Raw genomic sequence first — 24,897 nt, 5'->3', positions numbered from 1 at the left:
CATACAAATCCTCAAACCTTCTGCTCGAACACCACATAAATCTTGCGGCACGGTTCCAGCACTTCCCAAGTACCCTTGAACCCCGCTGGAATCACGAAACGGTCGCCGGCTCGCAGGGTCTTGGCGTTGCCATCGTTGTCCCGCAGCACGGAAACGCCCTGGACGATCTCGCAGTATTCATGCTCGGTGTAGTTGACCGTCCATTGGCCAACGGCGCCTTCCCACACGCCAGCGTTCATTTGCCCACAGGGGCTGCTGTAGTGGTTGAATACGGCTTGTTCGGGATCGCCCTTGAACACCTTGGCCGGGTCCGGGCGATAACGTTCGGCGGTGGTATTGGCCTGGCTGAAGTCGACGATGTCCTGAATGCTCATGCGGGTGATCCCCAGTGATCGCTTGGAAAGGCCTCGAGTCTATGTTTATTAAAACGAACATCGCAAGGCCGTTTGCCACCGTTGTGTCAAATATATTGAAACATGACCAGCCGCTGGTTTAGGGTGGCGGGTGCCCCGTACCAATTGCAGCGCCGAACAGCGCCGAAAGCAGGCTGGCCGGGCGGAATTCTTTTGAGCGCTGCGCATTGCGCGGCGTTCGTACTCAATAAGAGGAGGACACACGCATGACCACCCTGACTCGTGCCGATTGGGAACAACGCGCCCGCGACCTGAAAATTGAAGGCCGCGCCTTCATCAACGGTGAGTACACCGATGCGGTGTCCGGCGAAACCTTCGATTGCCTCAGCCCGGTCGATGGCCGCCTGCTGGGCAAGATCGCCAGCTGCGACGTGGCCGACGCCCAGCGTGCCGTCGAGAATGCCCGCGCCACCTTCAACTCCGGCGTCTGGTCGCGCCTGGCACCAAGCAAGCGCAAAACCACCATGATTCGTTTCGCCGGCCTGCTCAAGCAGCATGCCGAAGAACTGGCCCTGCTTGAAACCCTCGACATGGGCAAGCCGATCAGCGACTCGCTGAACATCGACGTGCCCGGCGCGGCCCAAGCGTTGAGCTGGAGCGGTGAAGCCATCGACAAGCTCTACGATGAAGTGGCCGCCACGCCGCACGATCAACTGGGCCTGGTGACCCGTGAGCCGGTGGGTGTCGTGGGCGCGATCGTGCCTTGGAACTTCCCGCTGATGATGGCCTGCTGGAAGCTCGGCCCGGCGTTGTCCACCGGTAACTCGGTGGTGCTCAAGCCGTCGGAAAAATCCCCGCTGACCGCCATCCGCATCGCCGCGCTGGCGATTGAGGCCGGCATTCCGAAAGGCGTGCTGAACGTGCTGCCAGGCTACGGCCACACCGTCGGCAAGGCCCTGGCCCTGCATATGGACGTCGATACGCTGGTGTTCACTGGCTCGACCAAGATCGCCAAGCAATTGATGATCTATTCCGGTGAATCCAACATGAAGCGCATCTGGCTGGAGGCCGGCGGCAAGAGCCCGAACATCGTGTTCGCCGATGCTCCGGACCTGCAGGCCGCGGCCGAATCCGCTGCCAGCGCCATCGCCTTCAACCAGGGCGAAGTCTGTACCGCCGGCTCGCGGCTGTTGGTGGAGCGTTCCATCAAGGACACGTTCCTGCCGCTGGTGATCGAAGCCCTCAAGGGCTGGAAACCGGGCAACCCCCTGGACCCGGCGACCAACGTCGGCGCCCTGGTGGATACCCAGCAGATGAACACGGTGCTGTCCTACATCGAGGCCGGTCACAGCGACGGCGCCAAACTGGTGGCCGGTGGCAAGCGCATCCTTGAAGAAACCGGCGGCACTTATGTCGAACCGACGATTTTTGACGGCGTGAGCAATGCCATGAAGATCGCTCAGGAAGAGATTTTCGGCCCGGTGTTGTCGGTCATCGCCTTCGACACCGCCGAGCAGGCCATTGAAATCGCCAACGACACGCCGTATGGCCTGGCTGCAGCGGTATGGACCAAAGACATCTCCAAGGCTCACCTGACCGCCAAGGCCCTGCGCGCTGGCAGCGTATGGGTCAACCAGTACGACGGCGGCGACATGACCGCACCGTTCGGTGGCTTCAAGCAGTCGGGCAACGGTCGCGACAAGTCGCTGCATGCGTTCGACAAATACACCGAGCTGAAGTCGACCTGGATCAAGCTCTGACACGGGCGGCCCCGGATCCTGTCCGGGGCTCCATGCAGCGCTGATTCCTTTGTGGGAGCGGGCTTGCTCGCAAAAGCGGTTTAACATTCAACGGCTAAGTTGACTGGCTCTCCGCCTTCGCGAGCAAGCTCGCTCCCACACGGATGTTGCATCGGGCACAAGATGTGGTGCTCACATCAGATTTCCTGTGGGAGCGAGCTTGCTCGCGATAGCGGCCTGACAGTCGACGACGTTGTTGAATGTTAAACCGCCATCGCAAGCAAGCTCGCTCCCACAGTGTTTTGAGTGATGGCTGAATTCGATAACCCTCCACAGGAGCGTGGAAATGCGTTGGGCAACCTATTTCGCCGTGTTGGCGTCTGTCCTGAGCGTCGGCCTGGCCTTGGGCGTGAGCATGCCGCTGGTATCGCTGCGCCTGGAGGGTTGGGGTTATGGCTCGTTCGCCATTGGCGTGATGGCTGCGATGCCGGCCGTGGGGGTGTTGCTCGGGGCCAAGGTGTCGAGCCGTCTGGCGGCGCGGTTCGGCACGGCGGCGTTGATGCGCCTGTGCCTATGGGGCGGGGCAGTGTCCATCGGGCTCCTGGCGCTGCTGCCCAGTTATACAGTCTGGTTGCTGTTGCGCCTGATGATCGGCGTAGTCCTGACCTTGGTGTTCATCCTGGGTGAAAGCTGGATCAATCAATTGGTCATTGAAAAATGGCGTGGACGGCTGGTGGCGCTGTACGGCAGCAGCTACGCCCTGAGCCAGTTGTCCGGCCCGCTGCTGTTGGGCGCGCTGGGGACCGTTCATGACTACGGGTTCTGGGTGGGCGTCGGTCTGCTGTTGGTCGCACCTTTGTTGTTGCTGGGCCGCAGCGGTGCGCCCAGCAGTGAGGCCGGCAACGTCACGTTCAGTGATTTGTGGACGTTCTGCCGTGGCTTGCCAGCGATTGCCTGGGCGGTCTCGTTGTTCGCTGCGTTCGAGGCGATGATCCTCACCTTGCTGCCCGTGTATTGCCTGCGCCAGGGTTTCACGGCTGACATCGCGCTGGCGATGGTCAGCACCGTGGTGGTCGGTGACGCCTTGTTGCAATTGCCCATCGGCGCCTTGGCTGACCGCGTGTCTCGCCGGGCTCTGTTGACGGGGTGTGCGGTGGCATTGATGTTATCGAGCCTGGCGGTTCCGCTGCTGATCGATACCCTGCTGATCTGGCCGTTGTGGGTGCTGTTCGGCGCCAGCGCGGGCGGTTTGTTCACGTTGTCGCTGATCCTGATCGGCGAGCGTTACCGTGACGATGCGCTGGTGCGGGCCAACGCCCATGTCGCGCAACTGTGGGGGCTCGGTTGCCTGGTCGGCCCGCTGGTGGCGGGGGCGGGCAGCCAATGGATCAGCGGCCATGCGCTGCCTTTGTTCATGGCGGCGGGGGCGTTCGGGCTGGTGATCCTGCTGTTTCGCCAGGGGGCGTTTGGGACCACCCAACCCGCTTGAACACCCGAAACCCCTGTGGCGAGGGGGCTTTTGTGGCGAGGGAGCTTGCTCCCGCTCGGTTGCGCAGCAACCGCAAAGCCGGGACTGCTTCGCAGTCCAGCGGGAGCAAGCTCCCTCGCCACAAAAGCGACGTGTCCGCCTCTAAAGCATCCGCTCCAGTCCGATCGTCGTGCTGAACCAGGCATTGAACCGGCGCCACCAACTGCCCGGTTCGCGGGCCAGGTCGTGGGTCTGGCCGTTGTCTTCGGTGGTCCACACAAGCGTTCCATCTTCCAGCCTCGCCTGGTAGCTCAAGGCCGGCGCCATGCCTTGCAAGGCCAGCTCACGGACTTGTCCGGCGAGTTCAGGGCTGTCCACCAGCACGCCGACTTCGGTGTTCCACAGTACCGAGCGCGGGTCGAAATTGAACGAGCCGATGAACGATTTCTGCTGGTCGAAGATGATCGCCTTGCTGTGCAGGCTGGAGTCCGATTCGCCGTAGGACTTGCTGTAGAACAAGTGAGCGCTGCCGCCGGTGTCGCCCGGTTGCCGTCGCAACTCGAACAGGCGCACGCCATGTTGCAGCAGGGCCTTGCGGTACGGCGCGTAGCCGCCGTGCACGGCGGGCACGTCGGTGGCTTCCAGGGAATTGGTCAGCAGGCTCACCGACACACCGGCGTCGGCGCGACTGGTCAGGTACACCAGGCCAGGCTGGCCGGGGACGAAGTAGGCGGAAATCATGATCAGTTCTTTGCTGACGCCCGTCAGTTCGGGGGCCAGTTGGGTGGTCAGCAATAGCTGCGGGTCCGGTTCACCCTTGGCCAGCACTTTACTGGGCGCGTCCCACAGCGCCTGGTTCCAGGCCCAGATCAACTGGTCACGCCACGTATCCAGGCGCGGTTGGGTCTTGTAGGCAGTCAATTGCTGGTAAAGCGCGTGGTTTTCCTTGTGGGTCTGCTCCAGCGACTCTTGCAGGCGCAGCCGACTGTTGGCCAGGTCCTTGGGCGTGGGGCGGTGGGACAGGAACTGTTCGATAGGTTTGCTCAGGGCGCTGTTCCAGTACTGGTCGAAACTGTGCCCCAATTGTTCGGCCACCGGACCGACGCCGAGCAGGTCGATGTCGGTGAAGTTCAGGTTGGGTTCGGCGTCGAAATACTCATCGCCCAGGTTGCGGCCGCCAACGATGGCCATGCTGTTGTCGGCCAGCCACAGCTTGTTGTGCATCCGCCGGTGTTGCAGCGACAGGTTGAACAGGCGCCCGAGACCGCGGGTCACGCCGGTAGCGCGTCCGAGGTGCAGCGGATTGAACAGGCGGATCTGGATCTGTGGGTGAGCGGCAAGGGTCGCGATGATCTGGTCGAGGCCATCGCTGGTGGTGTCGTCCAGCAGGATCCGCACGCGCACGCCCCGGTCGGCGGCCTTGAGCAATTCATCCACCAGCATGCGCGTACTGATGCCGTCGTGGACGATGTAGTACTGCAAATCCAGGCTGCCTTGGGCGTTGCGAATCAGCTCGGCCCGGGCGGTAAAGGCCTCGGTGCTGTCCGATAGCAGCCGAAAGCCTGAGCGTCCTTCGTGGGGCGCGGCCTGGGCCTGGACCGAGCGGCCGAACGAGGATTCGGCGGCGGGCAAGGCCTGGGAGGGCTCACGGGTGACATCAAGACCGGCGCAGCCGCTCAGCAGTGAGGCGACTAACAGCAACGCAGGCAGGATCGGTCTGGATCTCACGTAGGATCGTTCCGCTTGTTGGTAGTGATCGGCTGTTGGGTGCTGCTTCCCTGGTTAACGTTCAGACGACATCGCGCTGGGTTTCGTTCAACAGCGCGATGGCGGCCGCTCCGACCTTGCGCACAGCCTCTTCGATCTGGGCTGTTGGCTTGGCAGCGTAGTTCATCCGCAGGCAGTTGCGGTACTTGCCCGATGCCGAAAAAATGCTGCCGACGGCGACCTGCACGCCTTGGTCCAGCAGGACCCGATTGAGCTTCAGCGTATCGAAGCCGTCGGGCAGTTCCACCCACAGCATGAAGCTGCCCCGCGGGCGGCTGGCACGGGTACCCGCTGGAAAATAGCGGCTGACCCAGTCAATCATCACGTCGCGATTGCGCTGGTATTGCGTGCGCATCCGCCGTAAATGGGGTTCGAAATGCCCGCCCTTGAGAAACTCGGCAATGGCGATCTGCGGCTGTGGCGCGGTAGAGCCGGTGCTGATGTATTTCATGTGCAGCACCCGCTCCAGATACCGGCCTGGCGCGACCCAACCAATGCGCAGGCCAGGCGCCAGGGTCTTGGAAAACGAACTGCAGAGCAAGACGCGGCCGTCTTCATCGAACGACTTGATGGTGCGTGGGCGAGGGTAGGTGTAGGCCAATTCCCCATACACATCATCTTCAATAATCGCCACGTCGAAGCGTTGCGCCAGGTTCAGCAGCGCGCGTTTATTGGCGTCGGGCATGATGTAGCCCAGGGGGTTGTTGCAGCTGGGCGTCAACTGTATGGCCTTGATGGGCCATTGCTCCAGCGCCAGTTCCAGCGCATCCAGGCTGATGCCGGTAAGCGGGTCGGTGGGGATTTCCAGGGCTTTCATGCCCAGGCCCTTGAGGGTTTGCATGGCCCCGTGAAAGCTGGGTGAGTCCACCGCGACGATATCGCCTTGTTCGCAGGTGGCGCGGATACTGACCGACAGGGCTTCGTGACAGCCGGTGGTGACGATCAGGTCATTGGGGCCCAATTGGCAGCCGGCGTCCAGCGACAGCCGGGCGATCTGCTCGCGCAATGCAAGGTTGCCGTAGATGTTGTCGTAATACAGGCCCGGCATGTCTTGTCGGCGGCTGATCTGCGCCAGGCTGCGTAGCAGCGGTTTCATGGTCGGCGAATGGATATCCGGCATGCCTCGGCCCAGTTGCACCACGTCCGGGCGCGGTACGGCGCGTATCAGTTCCAGCACCTGGTCCCACTGTGAAATGTCCACGGGACGCTGGGCCGGGCGGCCAATCACCGGCAGGTCCGGCAGTTCGCGGCTCACGGGCACGAAATAACCTGACTTGGGTCTCGGCATCGCCAGCCCGCTGTCCTCCAGCACGCGATAGGCCTGCTGCACCGTACTCAAGCTGACCCCATGCTCCGTGCTCAATGCCCGTACAGAAGGCAGCCGGTCGCCAGGACGGTAGAAGCCCTGTTCGATGCGGGTGCCGAGCAGTTCGGCGAGGTTCACATAGAGGGTCATGGTGCGCTCCCGATGAGATGAACAACTGCAACCGATACAGTTGGGTTGGAAAATGACGATTCAGTGCCGGAAATACCAAATCTGTATGCTTATAAAAGAATTGGGTTGAATCTGTATTGCTTTTAGCCGTCCGCGCATCATGAAACCTCTGGCTACCCAAGTAAACAGGAGCGATCAAAATGAACGGCTTGAGCGATGTGCGGCTGACGTTACACAGTCAGGAACTGGCGGCAGGGCAAGAGAAAGGGCTGCGCAGCGCAACATTGCGCAATGCACCGTCCGGCCTGGGTCGCTGGGGCCTGTTCTGGCATCGTCTGCATACACGCAAGGCCTTGTTGGAACTTACACCCGAACAGTTGCGTGACGTCGGGCTGAGCCGAGAGCAGGCGCGGGAGGAGGGGCTGAAGCCGTTCTGGCGGCTTTGAAGTGATCAAGAACCTGTGGCGAGGGAGCTTGCTCCCGTTCGGTTGCGCAGCGACCGCAAAATCGTAGGGTCGCTGCGCAACCCAGCGGGAGCAAGCTCCCTCGCCACGGTTTTGGGCTAGACCAACTCTTTCAACCGATGCCACAACATCCCCAACGCCAACAACGGTGAGCGCAAATGCTTGCCACCCGGGAAGGTCATGTGCGGGACCTGGGCGAACAGGTCGAAACCGCTGCTCTGCTGCCCGCTGATGGCTTCGGCCAACAATTTGCCAGCCAGGTGCGTGGCGTTCACGCCGTGGCCGGAATAGGCTTGGGCGTAATACACATTGGGTTGGTCCTTGAGCCGGCCGATCTGCGGCAAGCGGTTGGCACCGATGCCAATCATCCCGCCCCATTGATAGTCGATTTTCACGCCTGCCAACTGCGGGAACACCTTGAGCATCTTCGGACGCATGTAGGCGCCAATGTCCTGCGGGTCGCGGCCGGAATAGTGACAGGCCCCGCCGAACAACAAGCGACGATCGGCCGAAAGCCGGTAGTAATCCAATGCCACCCGTTGGTCGCAGACGGCCATGTTCTGCGGCAACAACGCCTGTGCCTGCGCCTGGCTCAAGGGTTCAGTGGCGATGATGTAGCTGCCGGCCGGCAACACTTTACCGCCGAGTTGCGGGTTGAGTCCGTTGAGGTAGGCGTTGCAGCCCAGGACCAGTGTCTTGGCGTGGACCGAGCCCTGTTGGGTATGCACCTTCACTTCAGGGCCGTAGTCGATACGCGTGACCGCCGATTGTTCGAACAGCCGGACCCCCAGTTGCTGCGCGGCGGCGGCTTCGCCCAAGGCCAGGTTAAGGGGATGCAGATGGCCCGAGCCCATGTCGATCAATCCGCCGACGTAGCGATCCGAGCCTACGACGCTGTGCATTTCGTCGGCTTGCAGCAGCCGGGTCGGGTGGCGATAACCGAGGCTGCGCAGTTCTTCGGCGTCTTCGGCGAAGCCTTCCAGATCGCCGGGTTTGTTGGCGAGGTCGCAGTAGCCCCAGGTGAGGTCGCAAGGGATCTGGAAGCGCTCGACCCGCTGCCGAACGATTTCCACCGCCTCAAGGCCCATGAGCTTCATCTGGCGCACACCGTCGGTGCCGATGATGGGCGCGAACTGGTCGAGGCCATGGCCGACGCCTCGGATCAATTGGCCGCCGTTGCGCCCGCTCGCGCCCCAGCCGATCCGGTGCGCCTCCAGCAGCGCCACGCTCATGCCGCGTTCAGCCAGTTCGATCGCCGTGTTCAACCCGGAGAACCCGCCGCCGACGACGCAGACGTCCACCCGCAACTCCCCCTGCAGCACCGGATGGTCCGGTTGTGGCAGGCTGCTGGCGGCGTAGTAAGAGGCGGCGTGCGCGTGGTTCGGGACAGGTTGCTGAACACGGGCGTTCATGTGCGTAATCCTGATTGTTCTGTTTGAGAAATTTTACGGAGCATAAGCCGGGGATTCCTCCTCGGGCAACACCGGTCGGTTGGCGCTGTCTGGTCCGCGGCTTTTAAGGCAGAATCCCGGACAGTCCTTCTCGGTAACCGTCTCGATGAGCTGCAACAGTCAAAAAATTCGCACGCTACGCCAGCAGATTCCCTCGTTCGAGTGCGTACCGGGCTGCCATGACTGCTGCGGTCCGGTCACCACCTCGCCCGAGGAAATGGCCCGCTTGCCCCGCAAGACCCGCGCCGAACAGGATGCGGCCATGGAAGCGCTCGACTGCGTGCACTTGGGGCCCAACGGTTGCACGGTCTATGACGAACGCCCGCTGATCTGTCGGCTGTTCGGCACCACGGCGACCTTGCCGTGTCCCAATGGCCGGCGGCCGGTGGAACTGATTCATCCGCGGGTGGAGAAGCAGATTCATGAGTACATGGCCAGTACTCGGCAGGTGTTGGTCTAGCGGTCTGGCATACCGAGTCGCGCCTTTCGCGAGCAGGCTCGCTCCCACAATGGAACTCCGTTGTCCACAAGAGGGTAATCACCACCGCACGATGTGGGAGCGAGCTTGCTCGCGAAAGCGGTCCTCCAGGCAACCATTGCCTTGAGCCAGGCTCAATCCGGAATCGGCAGGTTCAAGCTCTCCTTCACTTCTTCCATCACGATGTAGCTCTTGGATTCGCGCACGTGGGGCAACTTGAGCAGGATGTCCCCCAACAGTTTGCGGTACGAGGCCATCTCGGAAATCCGTGCTTTCACCAGGTAGTCGAAATCCCCTGACACCAGGTGACATTCCAGCACGTGAGGCAATTTCAGCACGGCGCGTCGGAATTCTTCAAAGGTGTCGCCGGATTTGTAGTCGAGGCTGATCTCGACAAACACCAGCAGGCTGCCCTTCAAGTGCTGCGGGTTGAGCCGGGCGTTGTAGCCCATGATGATCCCTTCGCGCTCCAGGCGCCGTACCCGCTCGGTACAGGGCGTGGTGGAGAGACCGACCTTTTCCCCCAGCTCGGTGAAGGAAATCCGTCCGTCCGCCTGGAGGATCCGCAGGATGTTGCGGTCGATCTTGTCCAACTCGCGTTTGGTCTGGGTGTTGGTACGCACAGGTGATGCGCCTCCATGAAAAGGGGTTTTGCCGAGAATTCTCGCCAAATATAGGTGTTTATATAGTGAAAAGCACTGGCTGATCTTTTTTACACTGCGCCCATCAAAGCTATGTACAACAAACGTCAGCGGTTATCCGCGATGAGGGCATCAACATGCGCGTTCTGGTCTTGGGTAGCGGCGTCATCGGTACCGTCAGTGCTTATTACCTGGCTCGTGCCGGGTTTGAAGTGGTGGTGGTCGACCGTCAGCCAGCACCTGCCATGGAAACCAGTTTCGCCAATGCCGGTCAGGTGTCGCCGGGTTATGCCTCGCCGTGGGCCGCGCCGGGCGTGCCGCTCAAGGCCATCAAATGGCTGCTGCAACGCCATGCGCCACTGGCGATCAAGGCCACTGCCGACATCGATCAATACCTGTGGATGGCGCAGATGCTGCGCAATTGCACCGCCAACCGCTACGCAATCAACAAGGAGCGCATGGTCCGCCTGTCCGAGTACAGCCGTGACTGCCTCGACGAACTGCGCGCCGAAACCGGCATCGCCTACGAAGGCCGTAGCCTCGGGACTACGCAGCTGTTCCGCACCCAGGCCCAGCTCGATGGCGCGGCGAAAGACATCGCCGTGTTGAAAGAGTCCGGCGTACCGTTCGAAGTACTCGACCGCGAAGGCATCGCCCGGGTCGAACCGGCCCTGGCCAACGTCACCGACATCCTGGCGGGTGCCTTGCGCTTGCCCAACGACCAGACTGGCGACTGCCAGATGTTTACCACGCGCCTGGCGGAAATGGCGGTGAAGCTGGGCGTGCAATTCCGCTTCGGCCAGGACATCCAACGCCTGGACTTCGCGGGTGATCGCATCAACGGCGTGTGGATCGACGGCAAGCTGGAAACCGCCGACCGTTATGTGCTCGCCCTGGGCAGCTATTCGCCGCAACTGCTCAAGCCCCTCGGGATCCGTGCACCGGTGTATCCGCTCAAGGGTTACTCCCTGACCGTGCCGATCACCAACGCGGCCATGGCACCGACCTCGACCATTCTCGACGAAACCTACAAGGTCGCGATCACCCGCTTCGACAACCGTATTCGCGTCGGTGGCATGGCTGAAATTGCCGGTTTTGATCTCTCGCTGAACCCACGTCGGCGCGAAACCCTGGAGATGATCGTCAACGACCTTTATCCTCAGGGCGGCGATTTGGCCCAGGCCAGTTTCTGGACCGGCTTGCGCCCGACCACCCCGGACGGCACGCCAATCGTAGGCGCCACGCCGTTCAAGAATCTGTTCCTGAACACCGGCCACGGTACCCTCGGGTGGACCATGGCTTGTGGTTCCGGTCGCCTGTTGGCCGACCTGATGGCAAAGAAAAAGCCTCAGATCAGCGCCGAAGGCCTCGATATTTCCCGTTACGGCAGCAAACCCCAGGAGTCTGCAAAACATGTCAATCCAGCGCCAGCTCACCAATGACCGCATGAGCCAGGTTGTCGTGCACAACGGCACCGTTTACCTGGCCGGGCAGGTCGGCGACGACATGAACGCCGGTATTGAGCAGCAGACCCGCGAATGCCTGGCCAATATCGAACGCTTGCTGGACCTGTCCGGGACTGACAAGACGCGGCTGTTATCGGTGACGATCTACCTGAAGGACATCGAGGCCCATTTCGCAGGCATGAATGCCGTCTGGGACCAATGGTTGCCCAAAGGCGCCGCCCCGGCCCGTGCCACGGTTGAGGCCAAGCTGTGTGAACCGGAGATTCTGGTGGAGCTGTCCGTCGTGGCCGCGCTGCCTTAATCCCCGGCCGAAACGATCCCTCTTCCGGCGCTGCGGGCGGTTCATGCCGTCAGCCCGCGCCGGTTTTTTATTGATGACCGCCTAGAAGCCTGCCGCCATGCGTCCTGCCCGTGCCCTGATCGATCTCCAAGCCCTGCGTCACAACTACCAATTGGCTCGCGAAGTCACGGGGGCCAAAGCCCTTGCGGTGATCAAGGCCGATGCCTACGGGCACGGCGCGGTGCGTTGCGCCGAGGCGCTGCAGGACATGGCGGACGGGTTTGCCGTGGCCTGCATCGAAGAGGCCCTGGAATTGCGGGCCGGCGGGATTCGTGGGCCGATCCTGCTGTTGGAAGGGTTCTTCGAAGCCGATGAGTTGCCACTGATCGTCGAGCACGATTTCTGGTGCGTGGTGCATTCGTTGTGGCAGCTTGAAGCGATTGAAAAAGCCCCTCTGAGCCAGCCAATCACCGTCTGGCTCAAGCTCGATTCCGGCATGCACCGGGTCGGCCTGCATCCGGCGGATTACCAGGCGGCCTACCGCCGCCTGCTCGCCAGCGGCAAAGTGGGGAAGATTGTGTTGATGAGCCACTTCGCCCGTGCCGATGAACTGCACGATCCCAGCAGTACCGAGCAGTTGGCGATCTTCGACAAAGCCCGCCAGGGCCTGGTGGCGCCGATCAGCCTGCGCAATTCACCGGCGGTGCTAGGCTGGCCGCAGATACCCAGCGACTGGGTGCGCCCGGGCATCATGCTCTATGGGGCCACGCCTTTTGATGAGCCCAACGCTGTCGCCTCGCGCTTGCAACCGGTGATGACCCTGGAGTCGAAGATCATCAGCGTGCGCGAATTGCCTGCCGGCGAGCCGGTGGGCTATGGCGCTCGCTTCGTGACCACGCAACCGACCCGGGTGGGCGTGGTCGCCATGGGTTATGCCGACGGCTACCCACGCCAGGCCCCCACCGGTACGCCGGTGCTGGTGGAGGGGCAGCGCAGCCAGTTGGTGGGCCGGGTGTCGATGGACATGCTGGCTGTCGACTTGACCCATGTCCCCCAGGCCGGGCTCGGCTCGACCGTGGAGTTGTGGGGCAAGCACATCCTCGCCAGCGATGTCGCCAAGGCCGCCGACACGATTCCTTATCAGATTTTCTGCAATCTGCGGCGGGTGCCACGGCTCTATTCCGGGGCCTGACACGAAGCGCCGCCTACCGAAAGTCGCTTCACCGCACGGGATTCGGGTCAAAGTGTTGTAAATACTGAACGCTGTCGCCATGATAACGCTCACTTTCCACACAACCTGATTCCCTGGAGGCTCCAGCATTGGACGTCGGTGAACGACTGCAATCCATTCGTAAACTCAAAGGCCTTTCCCAGCGTGAACTCGCCAAGCGCGCGGGCGTCACCAACAGCACTATTTCGATGATCGAGAAGAACAGCGTCAGCCCCTCGATCAGCTCGCTGCGTAAGGTCCTTGGCGGGATTCCCATGTCCATGGTCGAATTTTTCTCCGAAGAGATCCTCCAGGAGAAACCGACCCAGATCGTCTACAAAGCCAACGAACTGATCGACATCTCCGACGGCGCCGTGACCATGAAGCTGGTGGGCAGGGCACACCCGAGCCGGGCGATTGCCTTCCTCAATGAAATCTATCCACCGGGTGCCGATACCGGTGAAGAGATGCTCACCCATGAGGGCGAGGAAACCGGGATCCTGGTGGAAGGGCGGCTGGAATTGGTGGTTGGCGTCGAAACCTTCGTGCTCGAAGCCGGCGACAGCTATTATTTCGAAAGCACCAAGCCGCACCGTTTCCGTAATCCGTTCGACGTGCCGGCGCGACTGATCAGCGCAGCCACACCGGCCAATTTCTAGACCAAGAGGCGCCAGGCCCGCGTGGCCAAGGCGCCCGCTTGTTGGGCTGTCATGACAAACAAGACCCTTGCGACTTTGGGGTTGTTTCAGAGTGACAGGCTTACCGCTATACTTGCGCCCGCCTGCAAACCGTGGCCGCAGGCGTGACTAGCCACCATTGAGGGTGTACGCGTGAACCTAATTATGAAAATGCTGGCTGCACCAGCAACCGTATTGGCCCTATGGGCTGCGACCGCTCAAGCGGCGCCGAACGACGAAATCGCCAAGCGCCTTGAACCCGTCGGCCAGGTCTGCGTCCAGGGCAAGGAATGCAAGGGTATGGAAGTCGTGGCTTCGGCTGGCGGCGGGGCTGCCAAGACGCCGAAAGACGTGATCGCAAAACACTGCAACGCTTGCCACGGCACTGGCCTGCTGGGCGCGCCGAAAATCGGCGACAAGGCTGCCTGGAAAGAGCGCGCCGACCACCAGGGTGGTCTCGATGGCATCCTGGCCAAGGCAATTACTGGCGTGAACGCCATGCCGCCTAAAGGCACCTGCGCCGACTGCTCCGATGACGACCTCAAGGGCGCCATCAAAGAGATGTCTGGCCTGTAATCAAATAGATGGTTGAGGTGAGTCGTAAGGCTACCTCAACCATTGATTTCGAGGTGATGGTTGATCAGCACTTAGACATGATGCTTATCAAAAACCAGCTTTTTCAAATACTCACCTGAAGAGTTCAAAACGGCCTTGTAGATACTATAGGCCTCTGTTTCTTCGGGCTCAATTTTCTCGAAAGTCCCATCGCTAATCTGAAGTAATTCGCACCCTGGCATGGACATTATTATCGGGGAGTGCGTCGCAATTATAAATTGAGCACCTTCAGTGGCAAGTTCAAAAATTCGTAAAATGAATGCTAATTGCCGCTGTGGCGATAAAGAAGCTTCAGGCTCATCAAGAATATAAAGTCCTTTATTATTCAATCTAAACTGAAATAGTTTCTCCATGGCTTCTCCATGGGAAATACTATGTAAGTCACGGCCACCATAATAGGTCTTTATCTCTGGTGACAAGCTGTTTTCTTCATCGAGGCGTCGAATTTCCGTATTTAGGTTATAGAAGGTTTCTGCTCTATAAAAAAATAGATCTTTTTCCTTGATATGTCCTTTTGATAGTATCAGTTCCTGATGAAGGTCAGAGTGCGTTTCTTCTGTCTTAAATATAAAATTCTTCCCCCCGCCTTCAGGGTTGCAACCGAGCTTGACCGCAATACCTTCAAGTAAAGTCGATTTGCCACATCCATTTTCCCCGATGATGATGGTGATAGGTTGAGTGAAGTTGATTGGAAACAGATTGCGCAAACAAGAGCGAATACTCGCCGCTGGCTTTAATCGGACTTCTCGCAAATATAAATTATTCATGTTGAGTGCCTTCAAATATCCTTTTTACTGATTCATTGATTCCGACCAGCGAGAGCGCGGTCTCAAGTGATTGGCGACTTGCCATTGCGAATAGGCCGACGTATCCCAGTAAATAGATGTACTTTGATCCCAGTAGTTCTGGAGTTGTCGAGGCAATAAAAATCACGATGAATACAGTAGCGATCGCAATTAGTACCTCTGGCATGGAGCAAAGTAGCAAACTGATTTTCTGATGCTTATGGCGAGCGCCCGCCGCCTTGTTGAGCCGCTGATAATGTTTTCTATAATTGCAGCGATGCCGAGCGATGTTGGCTGATTTAATAAGTGTCAAGAAAGAAGCTTTGTATTTTTCCTCTTTCAATATTTCAGCTTGATAAAGTTTGGTGATGATGGGAGAAGATTTCTTTAACTGCAGAGCGGTCAGCAACCAAATGAAGAGTAAAGGTATTAGGAAGTAAGGTGTTTCTACTATAAGTAAGCAGGATGTTGTTACAACCAATAAGCCGGAGCCGAACAGATAAAGTGCGCTTGAAATTGCTGTTGCTATGCGAGCCGTATCTTCCGTGATTCGGGTAATAAATGCGCCATGTGCCGTAAAACTACGGTGGATATAAATATATTCTATAAGACTCACCCGTAGACTCGTCTCGGCATAGGCGTTTAAACTATCAGCAATACCTTGCAAAATAGTTCTTGCGATAAAGACAGTGGCCAGTTTTCTTAGTGATTCCACAACATAAACTGTATCAGTGATTTTTATTACTCCCTGAGAAATAATATATGGGATGAGCAACTGACAGCCGGCTGACAACACAAGGCATAGGCTGACCAATATTAGAATTAAAGAGTTCGTCTTTAGCACGTTACCCATCGGTTGCTCCTGAAAGGCACCGATCAATTCTCATTCGGCGATAGCGTGCTTCACCGGTCGCGTAATATATACTTACGAGTGCCGCTGTCGGTACGAGCACTCGTTCGAGGTATATGGCAGCGGAGACAAAGTCACCGATAGATAATGTATCGTTCGCGATGGAGTTGGAGCCAATATAGAATAATAAAATTATACCTATCAAGTAAGAAAGGTTGGAGGCGAGTTCGAGTAAGGCTATTTTTGCTCTGGAGATTAATGATAGAAGCTTGATCTGGCGGTTGCTTTTTTTAAAATGCTCAAGGTTTGATGGTGAAGATGAGTTCATGGAGTTGCTAATATTAGAAATTAGTTGAGTGTTTGACTCAACATATTTTTTATATGAGCTTAAGTAGATTTTTCGTGTAAGTACTTTGAGTGTGGCGATGTACAGGATCGCCGATAATGGTGCGATAATTAATGAGGGGTTGTAATGAAGCACTATGAATAGAGCGAGAAGGAGGGCGCTAAGGCTTGATGCGACGTCTAAATAAATGTTGTGATATAGATAAATGCTTCCTTCTACGTCGCCATCTATTAAGTCGATTGCTTCGCCATGGTTTTCAGAGGTTGTTTTGGGGATGATTTTTTCGGTTAGTCTGGATTTTAAGCTTTTTCGGGTGACTGTAGAAAGCTTTTGGACATATAGGTGTGAAGCTAGTCTCCCGCAGGGGGTGGCGATAATTAGTACGCAAGCGGCAGAAATGATCAACATATCTATCTCCCCATGCTTGGTATAAAGGTTAATTGCTTGGCCTATGAGATAAGGAGGCGCGATGCCAATTAAGGCACCGGCTACCCCAATTAAAATGACTCGTAAATTCAAAAACATTGTCATATGAGTTTCATTTCGTGGGCGAGAAATGGGAATTTAAAGTTCTGGTTAAGCAGTCCTATTGATCCTAGCAGCGAGCCAACCTTTCCTACCCACAAACCTAGCGGATCCGCCGACCTTGTCCTCAGCTCTCGTGTGTCATATTCGGCCAGATTTAGCACGTTGGCCCAGATATATGTTCGATAGTCCGATAAGGCTTCAGGGTTTAGTTCCTTAATCAAATTTAGCAATCCGTACGCACCGTGGCAAAGCGAGTCGTTTACGGGGCGCTTTCTCGCCAATAAGCTATCAAAAGAAAATAGCTTGTTTGGTGGGTTTTTTTCTAGAAATGTGATTGCCTCATGAATACCTTTGGATGCAAAGTAACGAAGTGCCAGATAGTTTCCAGGTAAACCATGGCTCCATGAAAACTCTCCTGGTGATGAATCGGTAGATCTTCTTCTATAGTCCTTCCAATTGTCGATGTCGGAATCAAACTCAGATAGTTCCCAGTCCAAAAAGCCCGAAAATACTGAACCAATCGATTCGCTTTGCATGATAGTGTTGTTGAAATAGAAGATGGCATACGCGCAGCCCATAACGCCGTGAGAAATACCGCTGAGTAAGCCATCGTCACGAGTGGTTATCGACTTTCCAAAAGTCACCATGTTTCGTCCGTCTACAATGCCTAATTCGGATTCGATTTTTCCATAAAGTGCTTTTCCTAAAAACGAAAACTCCGAATCATTTGTCAGTTCATAAAGCCGGGTAACAACTGTTAGTGTTCCAAATGATCCAGAGAGCAGGTCATTTCCCCAGAAATATTTCTGCCACCAACTGTCAGTAATGACGTCATTCAAATAGCTTTTGTACATGGATAACAAAACATCGCTTCTTTTATCTTTATAAAATTTCAGGCTAATGTATAAGGGGAGGATGGTGGACGATAAACCGAAATGAAGACCGCCCAAGTGACTGCCTGGATTAGTTAGTTTTGTGTGGACTCTCGCATACACATGATTTAATAAGTCATGGGTAGCCTCCTTTGAAACGGCCACCCACTGACCAGCCAATATGCATCCATAAAGGATTCCCGATAAGCCATAGTAATAATCGTCGCCTAATTCGGAGTATTCTACATAACCGCCAGGAGACGCATGGAACCCTAGCCATAAACCATTTGTCGACAACTCATCGGTTATTTGAGTGTTAATAAACTCGACGTTTCGATTTTGTGCTATTCGGACAGCGTGTAGTATCGAGTCTAAGCTTCGGTTAGCTGTAGTATCCAGGCAATCATGCTGTCGAAATTCATGGTCGGTCAAACGCTTATCGTGCTCATACATATTTTGCATTGCGATCAATGTATTTTTTATTAAGCTTGTTTCGAAAGCTGTTCGGCACGTTGACAGATTTTTCAAGTAATCAATGCTATTGGTTAATCCGTCAACGTATTCGAGAGAATTCAAATGCCCTTTTCCTGGATAGCAAGGTTCGTAAAATTCAAGTTGCCCAACCTGGCTTTTAGCATACGGAATATCTAAGTTCATACATGCTTGGATCTCTGCCTCCAAAAATCCAATAGCGGGCGCGGTTTCGTTATCAAGGATTTTTTTTAGAAAACCTCTTCGGTTTTCGCTGGAGCTCATCAGGGAAGCGTGAAGTGAGCATTGAATGGCATAATGATAAGTGGCTGTTGCTCTGGGTACGTATCTGCAAGGCAGACCGGAGAGCAAACTGATAAAGCTAATAAGTGATTCTTTTTGCTTCTCAATCAGCTGAAAGAAGCAATGGAATCCTTCGGTTATTTCCTTATAGTATTCCCAAGGCTTTACGGCTTGCTCATTAAAGTACAGAACGTTTTTTCCGGGTAGAATTTTCACTCCGTCCATGTCAAAGCTATCGTTGCCATGTTTATCCTCTATATGTTGGTATAGGTTTAAACTGACATATTGTTCGTTTAATCCACCTAGCGCACTTAAGTCCACCCCTATCCCGTCGGTACCTTTCCAGGTCCAGTTCGGTAATATACTGGTCTGAGTAGCATTCCAGCGTATCTCCTTGGGAATACTATCGATGTTAAGAACATTATAAAAAATTGTCTCCAGGTCGATAGGAATCGGACTGCTTGCATGGGCGATGAGATTGTCGGATGTAATATCTGAAGCTGTGAAGGCGGTACAGAATCCGAGTAAGAAGCCTGAGCGTTTATAGAATTGTGCTACCTGCAGCTGAGATTGGGCGGGGAGCTGTGGTACAAATTGCGTCCATCCATGATCTGAGCCGACAATGTAATTAGGAATTGTCCATTCGCTATAATCATCACCCGCATTGTCCGATAGATTCCGTAGCAACGTTGACGCTATAGATTCAAGCTCTAAGTTTCTTGGTTTATAGACGATTCGTTCACCGTTACAGAACGTCAATATACACACCGTCGCGGAGCCGTTATGAGTTTCGCCTTCCGAGACTTCACATTTTTTCAGAGAATTAGAGCTATTAATATTGGCTCTTTTGCTCAAGGCTTTTTTGTCACGTATGAGATTTTTTGCCAGGCGCAAGCTTTGCTCGAAAAAATTATGGGAGATTGTTTCTAGTAGTCTGTCCAGTTCCGGATATGCGGTTAATATGTCGTGCAGGTAACTTGTGGTGTTTCTGAGGATTTTATAATGTTCCTTGGCAGTGATTCTTGCAGTGGGAGCGGTTTTCTCCAAAATGCTTCGTTCGGCGAAAAGGACATTATTAGCTGTCGCCATAACTCTGGCGGTCAAATTGTGAAGAAAACCATTAATGATGACTGATTGGTCATTGTCTGATAACTCGCCTAAATCATGGAGTGCTTGTTTGCTTTTATGTGTGTAGTAAGAGAGATACGGCCATACGGGGCAGTCGGTGCTGATGTCTACTGATTTGGCTAATGCGGAATTGGTTAGGAAATCTAAAGGTATGATCATGATGCGTCCCGTAGATATAGGTGGCCGATAAGAGATCGGCCACCATCTTCAATTAACTGTGAGTAGCCCAGCAGCATTGGTGCCAACATTGGGAGCAGCAGCTTGTGCAAGGCCGTGTCCCACTTGAGGCGGCAGTTAGGTTGCTATAAGCCTGAATAGCTAGTGATAAAATCGGGGTGCTATCGGTGAGCAATGTTTTTCTCGCGCTCTGTATGGCTTTTAAATCAATTTGCATATAGATACCTCTAAAGTAATTAGCTGAGTCATGTGCAGTGGGCGACTTTTCTGGTTGTGAGAAGTTGCATGTTAGGAAGAATTCATGTTTGTGTTCCTTTTGTATTAATTGAAGGTGATAAGAGTCATCGTTTTTTACGGCTGAAGTTTTTCTGATATTTGCAGTAATAAATATTAATCCTCCTCCAGTGAATATCAATCGGAGGCTGCCGATAACATTGAGTGAATTTTGAAGAGTTTAAGTAGTGCGTGTTCAATCTGTGGGTGGGAGTATTCTTTGCTTCTTGGATATTTGTAGGATGTTGCGTAGGAAATTTTTGAATTCTGAAGATATTCAATTGGTTTGGACTTGAGATGCACCCTCCCAAGTAGCTGATTACAGATAGAATTTCCCCTCATGGGGCTGTTCATCGCAACCAAGACCCGGCAAGCTCGGTCCAACCCACATTCATGGAATGTCCTGGAGGGTCCGATGGTGCAGTTGTGTTCAATCGAACAGGCGGTGGATGACGTGCTTGAGCGCCTGCCGGCGCATATTCACCTGGGCATGCCCCTGGGGCTGGGCAAGCCCAACCTGTTCGCCAACGCGCTGTACCGGCGCATCGCAGAACTGCCCGAGCGACAGCTGACCCTCTACACCGCCCTGAGCCTGGGCCGGCCGAACCTGGGCGACGGTTTGCAGAAGCGCTTCCTCGAACCCTTTATCGAACGGGTCTTCGGTGATTACCCCGAACTGGATTTCTTGGCGGACCTGCAGCGGGACAGCCTGCCGGCCAACATCCGCGTCCAGCAGTTCTTCATGCAGCCCGGCAGCCTGCTGCATAGCACGTCGGCCCAGCAGGACTACGTCAGCAGCAACTACAGCCATGCGGCCCGGGACATCAATGCCGCCGGCTTGAACCTGGTGGCGCAACTGGTGGCGAGCGATCCGGAGCACCCGGATCGCCTGAGCCTGAGCTGCAACCCGGACATCACCCTCGACCTGCTGCCGATGATCGCCAAGCGGCGCGAGGCCGGGGAGACCATTCTTATGGTGGGCCAGGTCCACAGCGACTTGCCCTACATGCCCGGCGACGCGGAAGTCGGCATCGACGCTTTCGACCTGTTGATCGACGAAAAGGACAGCCACACGTTGTTCTCCACGCCGAACATGCCGGTGGGTTTCCAGGACCATTTGATCGGCCTGCACGCCAGTACCCTGGTGCGCGATGGCGGTACGTTGCAGATCGGTATCGGCTCGATGGGCGACGCATTGACCGCGGCACTGCTGGCGCGCCAGGCTGATAACGCCGGCTACCAGGCGTTGCTGGCGGACCTGAACCTTAGCCAGTGGGCGCAATTGATCGAGCGTGAGGGCGGGGTCGAGCCGTTTGCCAAAGGGTTGTACGGTTGCAGTGAAATGTTCGTCAACGGTTTGCTGGCGCTGGCGGAGGCCGGGATCATCCGGCGCCAGGTCTATCCCGACGAGGCGACCCAGGAGCGGGCCAATGCCGGGACGCTCGACGAGGCGGCGCAACCCGACGGCATCTGCATACACGGCGGATTCTTCCTCGGCCCGCGCAGCTTTTACGAGCGCCTGCGCGAGCTGCCGCAAAGCCGTCTGCGCGAATTCAACATGACGCGCATCAGTTATATCAACGAGCTGTACGGCCAGGAACAGCTCAAGCGCCTGCAACGCCTTGATGCCCGTTTCATCAACACGGTTTTCACCATGACCCTGATGGGCGCCGGAGTCGCCGATCAGTTGGAAGATGGCCGGGTGCTCAGCGGTGTGGGCGGGCAGTACAACTTCGTTGCCCAGGGCCATGCGCTGGAGGGCGGGCGCTCGATCCTGCTGCTGCGCAGTTGGCGTGAGGCCGGGGGCGAGATCAGCTCGAACATCGTCTGGGAGTATGGCCATTGCACGATTCCCCGGCACCTGCGGGACATCGTGGTCACCGAATACGGCATCGCCGACCTGCGCGGAAAGACCGACGCGGCGGTGATCGAGGCGTTACTGAACATCAGCGACTCACGCTTCCAGCCCGGCTTGATCGAGCAGGCGCAAAAGGCCGGCAAGCTGCCGAAGGATTTCCGTCTCGATCCGCGGTTCGCCGACAACACCTCGGAGCGCTTGCAGGCGATCCAGGCACGCCATCCGAACCTGTTTCCCGAGTACCCGCTGGGCTGTGATTTCGATGGGCTGGAGCGGGATCTGCTGCGGGCGCTGAACTGGCTCAAGAGCAAGTTCAAGCTCACTGAGATCCTGGAGCTGGGCAAAGCCGCGCTGGATGCACCGGAGCCCTGGGAATATGCCGGGCATCTGGAGCGGATGCAGTTGACCAGTCCCGAGGGGTTGAAGGAGGAATTGGCCCAGCGGTTGTTGCTGGCGGGGCTCAAGGCGACTGTGCAACAACAATCAACCTGAAACCCCTGTGGGAGCGAGCTTGCTCGCGATGGCGGTGTATCTGTTACCTAAAGGGTCGCTGACAGACTGCTATCGCGAGCAAGCTCGCTCCCACAGGGGCACAGGGGCACAGGGGCACAGGGGCAATAGTGATCAGTCGATAAAAGTCACAACCCCACCCGCCAGCGACTTCACCCGGGCCAACGACTCGACGCGATAGCCCTGGGCATCCAATTCCGCGCGGCCGCCCTGGAATGACTTCTCGATCACGATCCCCAGACCTGCCACGGTGGCGCCGGCCTGCTTGATGATGGAAATCAGCGCCTGGGAGGCTTTGCCGTTGGCCAGGAAGTCATCGATGATCAGCACTCGATCACTGCTGGACAGGTGACGCGGGCTGATGGCGACGGTGCTTTCGGTCTTCTTGGTGAACGAATACACGGTGGCCGACAGCAGGTTCTCCGTCAGGGTCAGGGACTGTTGCTTGCGGGCGAAGATCACCGGCACGCCAAGGTTCAGCCCGGTCATGATCGCCGGGGCAATGCCCGAGGCTTCGATGGTGACGATCTTGGTGATGCCCGAATCCTTGAACAGCGCGGCGAATTCGTCGCCAATCAGCTTCATCAATTGCGGGTCGATCTGGTGGTTGAGAAACGCATCGACCTTCAGGACCTGGTCGGACAGCACGATGCCTAGCTCGCGGATTTTCTGGTGCAGGGCTTCCATGAAGCCTCCTCTGATGGCGCGTGAGCGCCTGAAGTCGATGAAAAAGTAAGTGATTCTAGCGCTTCAGCATCGCGCGTATATCCGCCAGGGCACTGTTGCCGCGAACGACTTTGACTTCCGTTGGCGTGTCGTCATTGCCTTCCCAGGCCAGGTCGTCCGGCGGCAGTTCATCGAGAAAGCGGCTCGGTGCGCAGTCGATCACTTCGCCGTATTGCTTGCGCTTGGCGGCGAAGGTGAAGGCCAGCGTCTGGCGTGCCCGGGTAATGCCGACATAGGCCAGGCGCCGTTCTTCCTCAATGGTGTCGGCCTCGATGCTGGAACGGTGCGGCAGGATTTCCTCTTCCATGCCCATGATGAACACGTAGGGAAACTCCAGGCCCTTGGAAGCATGCAGCGTCATCATCTGCACGCCTTCGGCGCCTTCTTCCTCTTCCTGCTGGCGCTCGAGCATGTCCCGCAGCACGAGTTTGCCGATGGCGTCCTCGACCGTCATGTCGCCGTCTTCGTCTTTTTCCAGGGTGTTCTTCAACGCCTCGATCAGGAACCAGACGTTGCTCATGCGGTAGTCGGCAGCCTTGTCGCTGGAGCTGTTGGTGCGCAGCCAGTTCTCATAGTCGATGTCCATGACCATGCTGCGCAGCGCTGAGATCGGATCTTCCCCGGCGCACTGCTCGCGGACCTTGTCCATGAAGCGCTTGAAGCGCGCCAGGCGATCGGTGAAGCGGCTGTCCAAGTGTTCGCCCAGGCCGATTTCATCGGTGGCGGCGTACATCGAGATCTTGCGCTCGGTGGCGTAGTTGCCGAGCTTTTCCAGGGTGGTCGAACCGATTTCCCGGCGTGGCACGTTGATCACCCGCAGGAAGGCGTTGTCGTCGTCCGGGTTCACGATCAGGCGGAAGTAGGCCATCAGGTCCTTCACTTCCTGGCGTCCGAAGAAGCTGTTGCCCCCCGACAGGCGATAAGGCACCTGGTGATGCTGCAATTTCAGCTCGATCAGCTTGGCCTGGTAGTTGCCGCGGTACAGGATCGCAAAATCGCTGTACGGCCGGTCGGTGCGCAGGTGCAGGCTGAGGATTTCCATGGCCACGCGCTCGGCTTCGGCGTCTTCGTTGCGGCAACGGATCACGCGGATCTCGTCGCCGTGGCCCATCTCGCTCCACAGCTGCTTTTCGAACTCGTGGGGATTGTTGGAAATCAGCACGTTGGCGCAGCGCAGGATGCGGCTGGTGGAGCGGTAGTTCTGCTCCAGCATCACCACTTTAAGCGACGGGTAGTCTTCCTTGAGCAACATCAGGTTTTCCGGACGCGCGCCGCGCCAGGCATAGATCGACTGGTCATCGTCGCCCACCACGGTGAACTGGTTGCGCTTGCCGATCAGTAGCTTCACCAGCAAATACTGGCTGGCGTTGGTGTCCTGGTATTCGTCCACCAGCAGGTAGCGGACCTTGTTCTGCCATTTTTCGAGAATGTCGGCGTGGTCCTGGAACAGCTTGACCGGCAACAGGATCAGGTCGTCGAAGTCCACCGCGTTGAACGCCTTGAGCGTGCGCTGGTAGTGGGTGTAGACGATGGCGGCGGTCTGTTCCTTGGGGTTGCGGGCGTTTTCCAGGGCCTCGGGCGGCAGGATCAGGTCGTTTTTCCAGGCGCCGATCATGTTCTTGATCTCATCCACGCCGTCGTCGCCCGAATATTCCTTCTGCATGATGTCGGTCATCAGGGCCTTGACGTCGGTCTCGTCGAAAATCGAGAAGCCCGGTTTGTAGCCCAGCCGCGCGTGTTCCTTGCGGATGATGTTCAGGCCCAGGTTGTGGAAGGTACAGACCGTCAGGCCGCGACCTTCGCCGGCGCGCAGCAGGCCGCCGACCCGCTCCTTCATTTCCCGGGCGGCCTTGTTGGTGAAGGTCATGGCGACGATGTACTGGGCGCGGATGCCACAATTCTGGATCAGGTGCGCGATCTTGCGGGTGATCACGCTGGTCTTGCCGGAGCCTGCACCGGCGAGCACCAAAAGAGGGCCGCCGACATAGTTCACGGCTTCTTGCTGCCGGGGATTGAGTCGGGACAT

Annotated in this window: 21 protein-coding genes; 10 read left to right on the top strand and 11 right to left on the bottom strand. The window is 56.9% G+C overall.

Annotated elements, in window-relative coordinates; genetic code table 11:
- Window positions 1-11 precede the first annotated feature (11 nt).
- Entirely contained in the window at window positions 12-374 is a 363-nt protein-coding gene (locus tag ACLH0I_RS00105) for a cupin domain-containing protein (RefSeq protein WP_250964555.1), read from the bottom strand.
- A 245-nt stretch (window positions 375-619) separates the two neighbouring features.
- On the opposite strand from ACLH0I_RS00105, the gene ACLH0I_RS00100 reads away from it, so the two are divergent.
- Both ACLH0I_RS00100 and ACLH0I_RS00095 read left to right on the top strand, forming a co-directional pair.
- Window positions 620-2,113 (top strand): aldehyde dehydrogenase, encoded by a 1,494-nt coding sequence (locus ACLH0I_RS00100; protein WP_003206859.1) that lies wholly within the window; start codon window positions 620-622, stop codon window positions 2,111-2,113.
- A gap of 325 nt (window positions 2,114-2,438) precedes the next feature.
- Complete coding sequence (locus ACLH0I_RS00095) at window positions 2,439-3,581, top strand: MFS transporter (RefSeq protein ID WP_411385951.1); 1,143 nt, start codon at window positions 2,439-2,441, stop codon at window positions 3,579-3,581.
- Between the two features lie 141 nt (window positions 3,582-3,722).
- Here ACLH0I_RS00095 and ACLH0I_RS00090 read toward each other — a convergent pair whose 3' ends face one another.
- Window positions 3,723-5,288 (bottom strand): phospholipase D family protein, encoded by a 1,566-nt coding sequence (locus tag ACLH0I_RS00090; RefSeq protein WP_250964552.1) that lies wholly within the window; start codon window positions 5,286-5,288, stop codon window positions 3,723-3,725.
- A 61-nt stretch (window positions 5,289-5,349) separates the two neighbouring features.
- On the bottom strand, window positions 5,350-6,783 hold the full coding sequence (locus tag ACLH0I_RS00085; RefSeq protein ID WP_411385950.1) for a PLP-dependent aminotransferase family protein: 1,434 nt from the start codon (window positions 6,781-6,783) through the stop codon (window positions 5,350-5,352).
- 179 nt (window positions 6,784-6,962) lie between these two features.
- Between ACLH0I_RS00085 and ACLH0I_RS00080 the strand changes: the two genes are divergently transcribed.
- Window positions 6,963-7,208: a DUF1127 domain-containing protein gene (locus ACLH0I_RS00080; RefSeq protein WP_411385949.1), complete on the top strand. Its 246-nt coding sequence runs from the start codon at window positions 6,963-6,965 to the stop codon at window positions 7,206-7,208.
- Between the two features lie 116 nt (window positions 7,209-7,324).
- Here ACLH0I_RS00080 and ACLH0I_RS00075 read toward each other — a convergent pair whose 3' ends face one another.
- Window positions 7,325-8,638, bottom strand: coding sequence for an NAD(P)/FAD-dependent oxidoreductase (locus tag ACLH0I_RS00075; protein ID WP_411385948.1), 1,314 nt, complete (start codon window positions 8,636-8,638; stop codon window positions 7,325-7,327).
- A 145-nt stretch (window positions 8,639-8,783) separates the two neighbouring features.
- Here ACLH0I_RS00075 and ACLH0I_RS00070 point away from each other — a divergent pair, with 145 nt between their 5' ends.
- Window positions 8,784-9,137 carry a YkgJ family cysteine cluster protein gene (locus tag ACLH0I_RS00070; RefSeq protein WP_003206850.1) on the top strand — a complete coding sequence of 118 codons (354 nt, stop codon included), beginning with the start codon at window positions 8,784-8,786 and terminating at the stop codon, window positions 9,135-9,137.
- 152 nt (window positions 9,138-9,289) lie between these two features.
- On the opposite strand, the gene ACLH0I_RS00065 is transcribed toward ACLH0I_RS00070, so the two are convergent.
- Window positions 9,290-9,778 carry an Lrp/AsnC ligand binding domain-containing protein gene (locus ACLH0I_RS00065; RefSeq protein WP_003206849.1) on the bottom strand — a complete coding sequence of 163 codons (489 nt, stop codon included), beginning with the start codon at window positions 9,776-9,778 and terminating at the stop codon, window positions 9,290-9,292.
- A gap of 155 nt (window positions 9,779-9,933) precedes the next feature.
- On the opposite strand from ACLH0I_RS00065, the gene dadA reads away from it, so the two are divergent.
- From dadA to ACLH0I_RS00040, 5 genes are all read left to right on the top strand, one after another.
- The gene (dadA, locus tag ACLH0I_RS00060) at window positions 9,934-11,238 is read left to right on the top strand and encodes a D-amino acid dehydrogenase (RefSeq protein WP_411385947.1); all 1,305 of its coding nucleotides are present in this window, start codon (window positions 9,934-9,936) and stop codon (window positions 11,236-11,238) included.
- Window positions 11,210-11,563 (top strand): RidA family protein, encoded by a 354-nt coding sequence (locus ACLH0I_RS00055; RefSeq protein ID WP_250964547.1) that lies wholly within the window; start codon window positions 11,210-11,212, stop codon window positions 11,561-11,563. The genes dadA and ACLH0I_RS00055 overlap by 29 nt, the downstream gene beginning before the upstream one ends.
- Before the next feature lie 97 nt (window positions 11,564-11,660).
- The gene (gene alr, locus ACLH0I_RS00050) at window positions 11,661-12,734 is read left to right on the top strand and encodes an alanine racemase (protein WP_411385946.1); all 1,074 of its coding nucleotides are present in this window, start codon (window positions 11,661-11,663) and stop codon (window positions 12,732-12,734) included.
- A 128-nt stretch (window positions 12,735-12,862) separates the two neighbouring features.
- A complete protein-coding gene (locus ACLH0I_RS00045) occupies window positions 12,863-13,411 on the top strand; it encodes a cupin domain-containing protein (protein WP_003206841.1) in 549 nt (182 codons plus the stop codon).
- Window positions 13,412-13,594: 183 nt separating this feature from the next.
- Window positions 13,595-14,005: a c-type cytochrome gene (locus tag ACLH0I_RS00040; protein WP_186706911.1), complete on the top strand. Its 411-nt coding sequence runs from the start codon at window positions 13,595-13,597 to the stop codon at window positions 14,003-14,005.
- Between the two features lie 71 nt (window positions 14,006-14,076).
- On the opposite strand, the gene ACLH0I_RS00035 is transcribed toward ACLH0I_RS00040, so the two are convergent.
- Genes ACLH0I_RS00035 through lanM form a run of 4 tightly spaced genes read right to left on the bottom strand, consistent with a single transcriptional unit; the run spans window position 14,077 to window position 19,486 of the window.
- Window positions 14,077-14,811 carry an AAA family ATPase gene (locus ACLH0I_RS00035; protein WP_250964544.1) on the bottom strand — a complete coding sequence of 245 codons (735 nt, stop codon included), beginning with the start codon at window positions 14,809-14,811 and terminating at the stop codon, window positions 14,077-14,079.
- Window positions 14,804-15,682: a hypothetical protein gene (locus ACLH0I_RS00030; protein WP_411385945.1), complete on the bottom strand. Its 879-nt coding sequence runs from the start codon at window positions 15,680-15,682 to the stop codon at window positions 14,804-14,806. Before ACLH0I_RS00030 ends, ACLH0I_RS00035 begins: the two co-directional genes overlap by 8 nt.
- The gene (locus ACLH0I_RS00025; RefSeq protein ID WP_411385944.1) at window positions 15,675-16,556 is read right to left on the bottom strand and encodes a hypothetical protein; all 882 of its coding nucleotides are present in this window, start codon (window positions 16,554-16,556) and stop codon (window positions 15,675-15,677) included. The genes ACLH0I_RS00030 and ACLH0I_RS00025 overlap by 8 nt, the downstream gene beginning before the upstream one ends.
- Window positions 16,553-19,486, bottom strand: a complete 2,934-nt coding sequence (gene lanM / locus ACLH0I_RS00020; protein WP_411385943.1) for a type 2 lanthipeptide synthetase LanM — start codon at window positions 19,484-19,486, stop codon at window positions 16,553-16,555. Before lanM ends, ACLH0I_RS00025 begins: the two co-directional genes overlap by 4 nt.
- Window positions 19,487-20,192: 706 nt before the next feature.
- Here lanM and ACLH0I_RS00015 point away from each other — a divergent pair.
- Complete coding sequence (locus tag ACLH0I_RS00015; RefSeq protein ID WP_411385942.1) at window positions 20,193-22,127, top strand: acetyl-CoA hydrolase/transferase C-terminal domain-containing protein; 1,935 nt, start codon at window positions 20,193-20,195, stop codon at window positions 22,125-22,127.
- A gap of 132 nt (window positions 22,128-22,259) precedes the next feature.
- On the opposite strand, the gene ACLH0I_RS00010 is transcribed toward ACLH0I_RS00015, so the two are convergent.
- Together ACLH0I_RS00010 and rep are read right to left on the bottom strand one after the other, a co-directional pair.
- Window positions 22,260-22,832 (bottom strand): xanthine phosphoribosyltransferase, encoded by a 573-nt coding sequence (locus tag ACLH0I_RS00010; RefSeq protein ID WP_411385941.1) that lies wholly within the window; start codon window positions 22,830-22,832, stop codon window positions 22,260-22,262.
- A 55-nt stretch (window positions 22,833-22,887) separates the two neighbouring features.
- Complete coding sequence (rep, locus tag ACLH0I_RS00005; RefSeq protein ID WP_186706875.1) at window positions 22,888-24,897, bottom strand: DNA helicase Rep; 2,010 nt, start codon at window positions 24,895-24,897, stop codon at window positions 22,888-22,890.

The sequence above is a fragment of the Pseudomonas sp. MPB03 genome (assembly GCF_046605385.1).
Taxonomy (GTDB): domain Bacteria; phylum Pseudomonadota; class Gammaproteobacteria; order Pseudomonadales; family Pseudomonadaceae; genus Aquipseudomonas; species Aquipseudomonas zanjanensis.
This window is presented reverse-complemented; position numbering and strand designations above follow the sequence as displayed.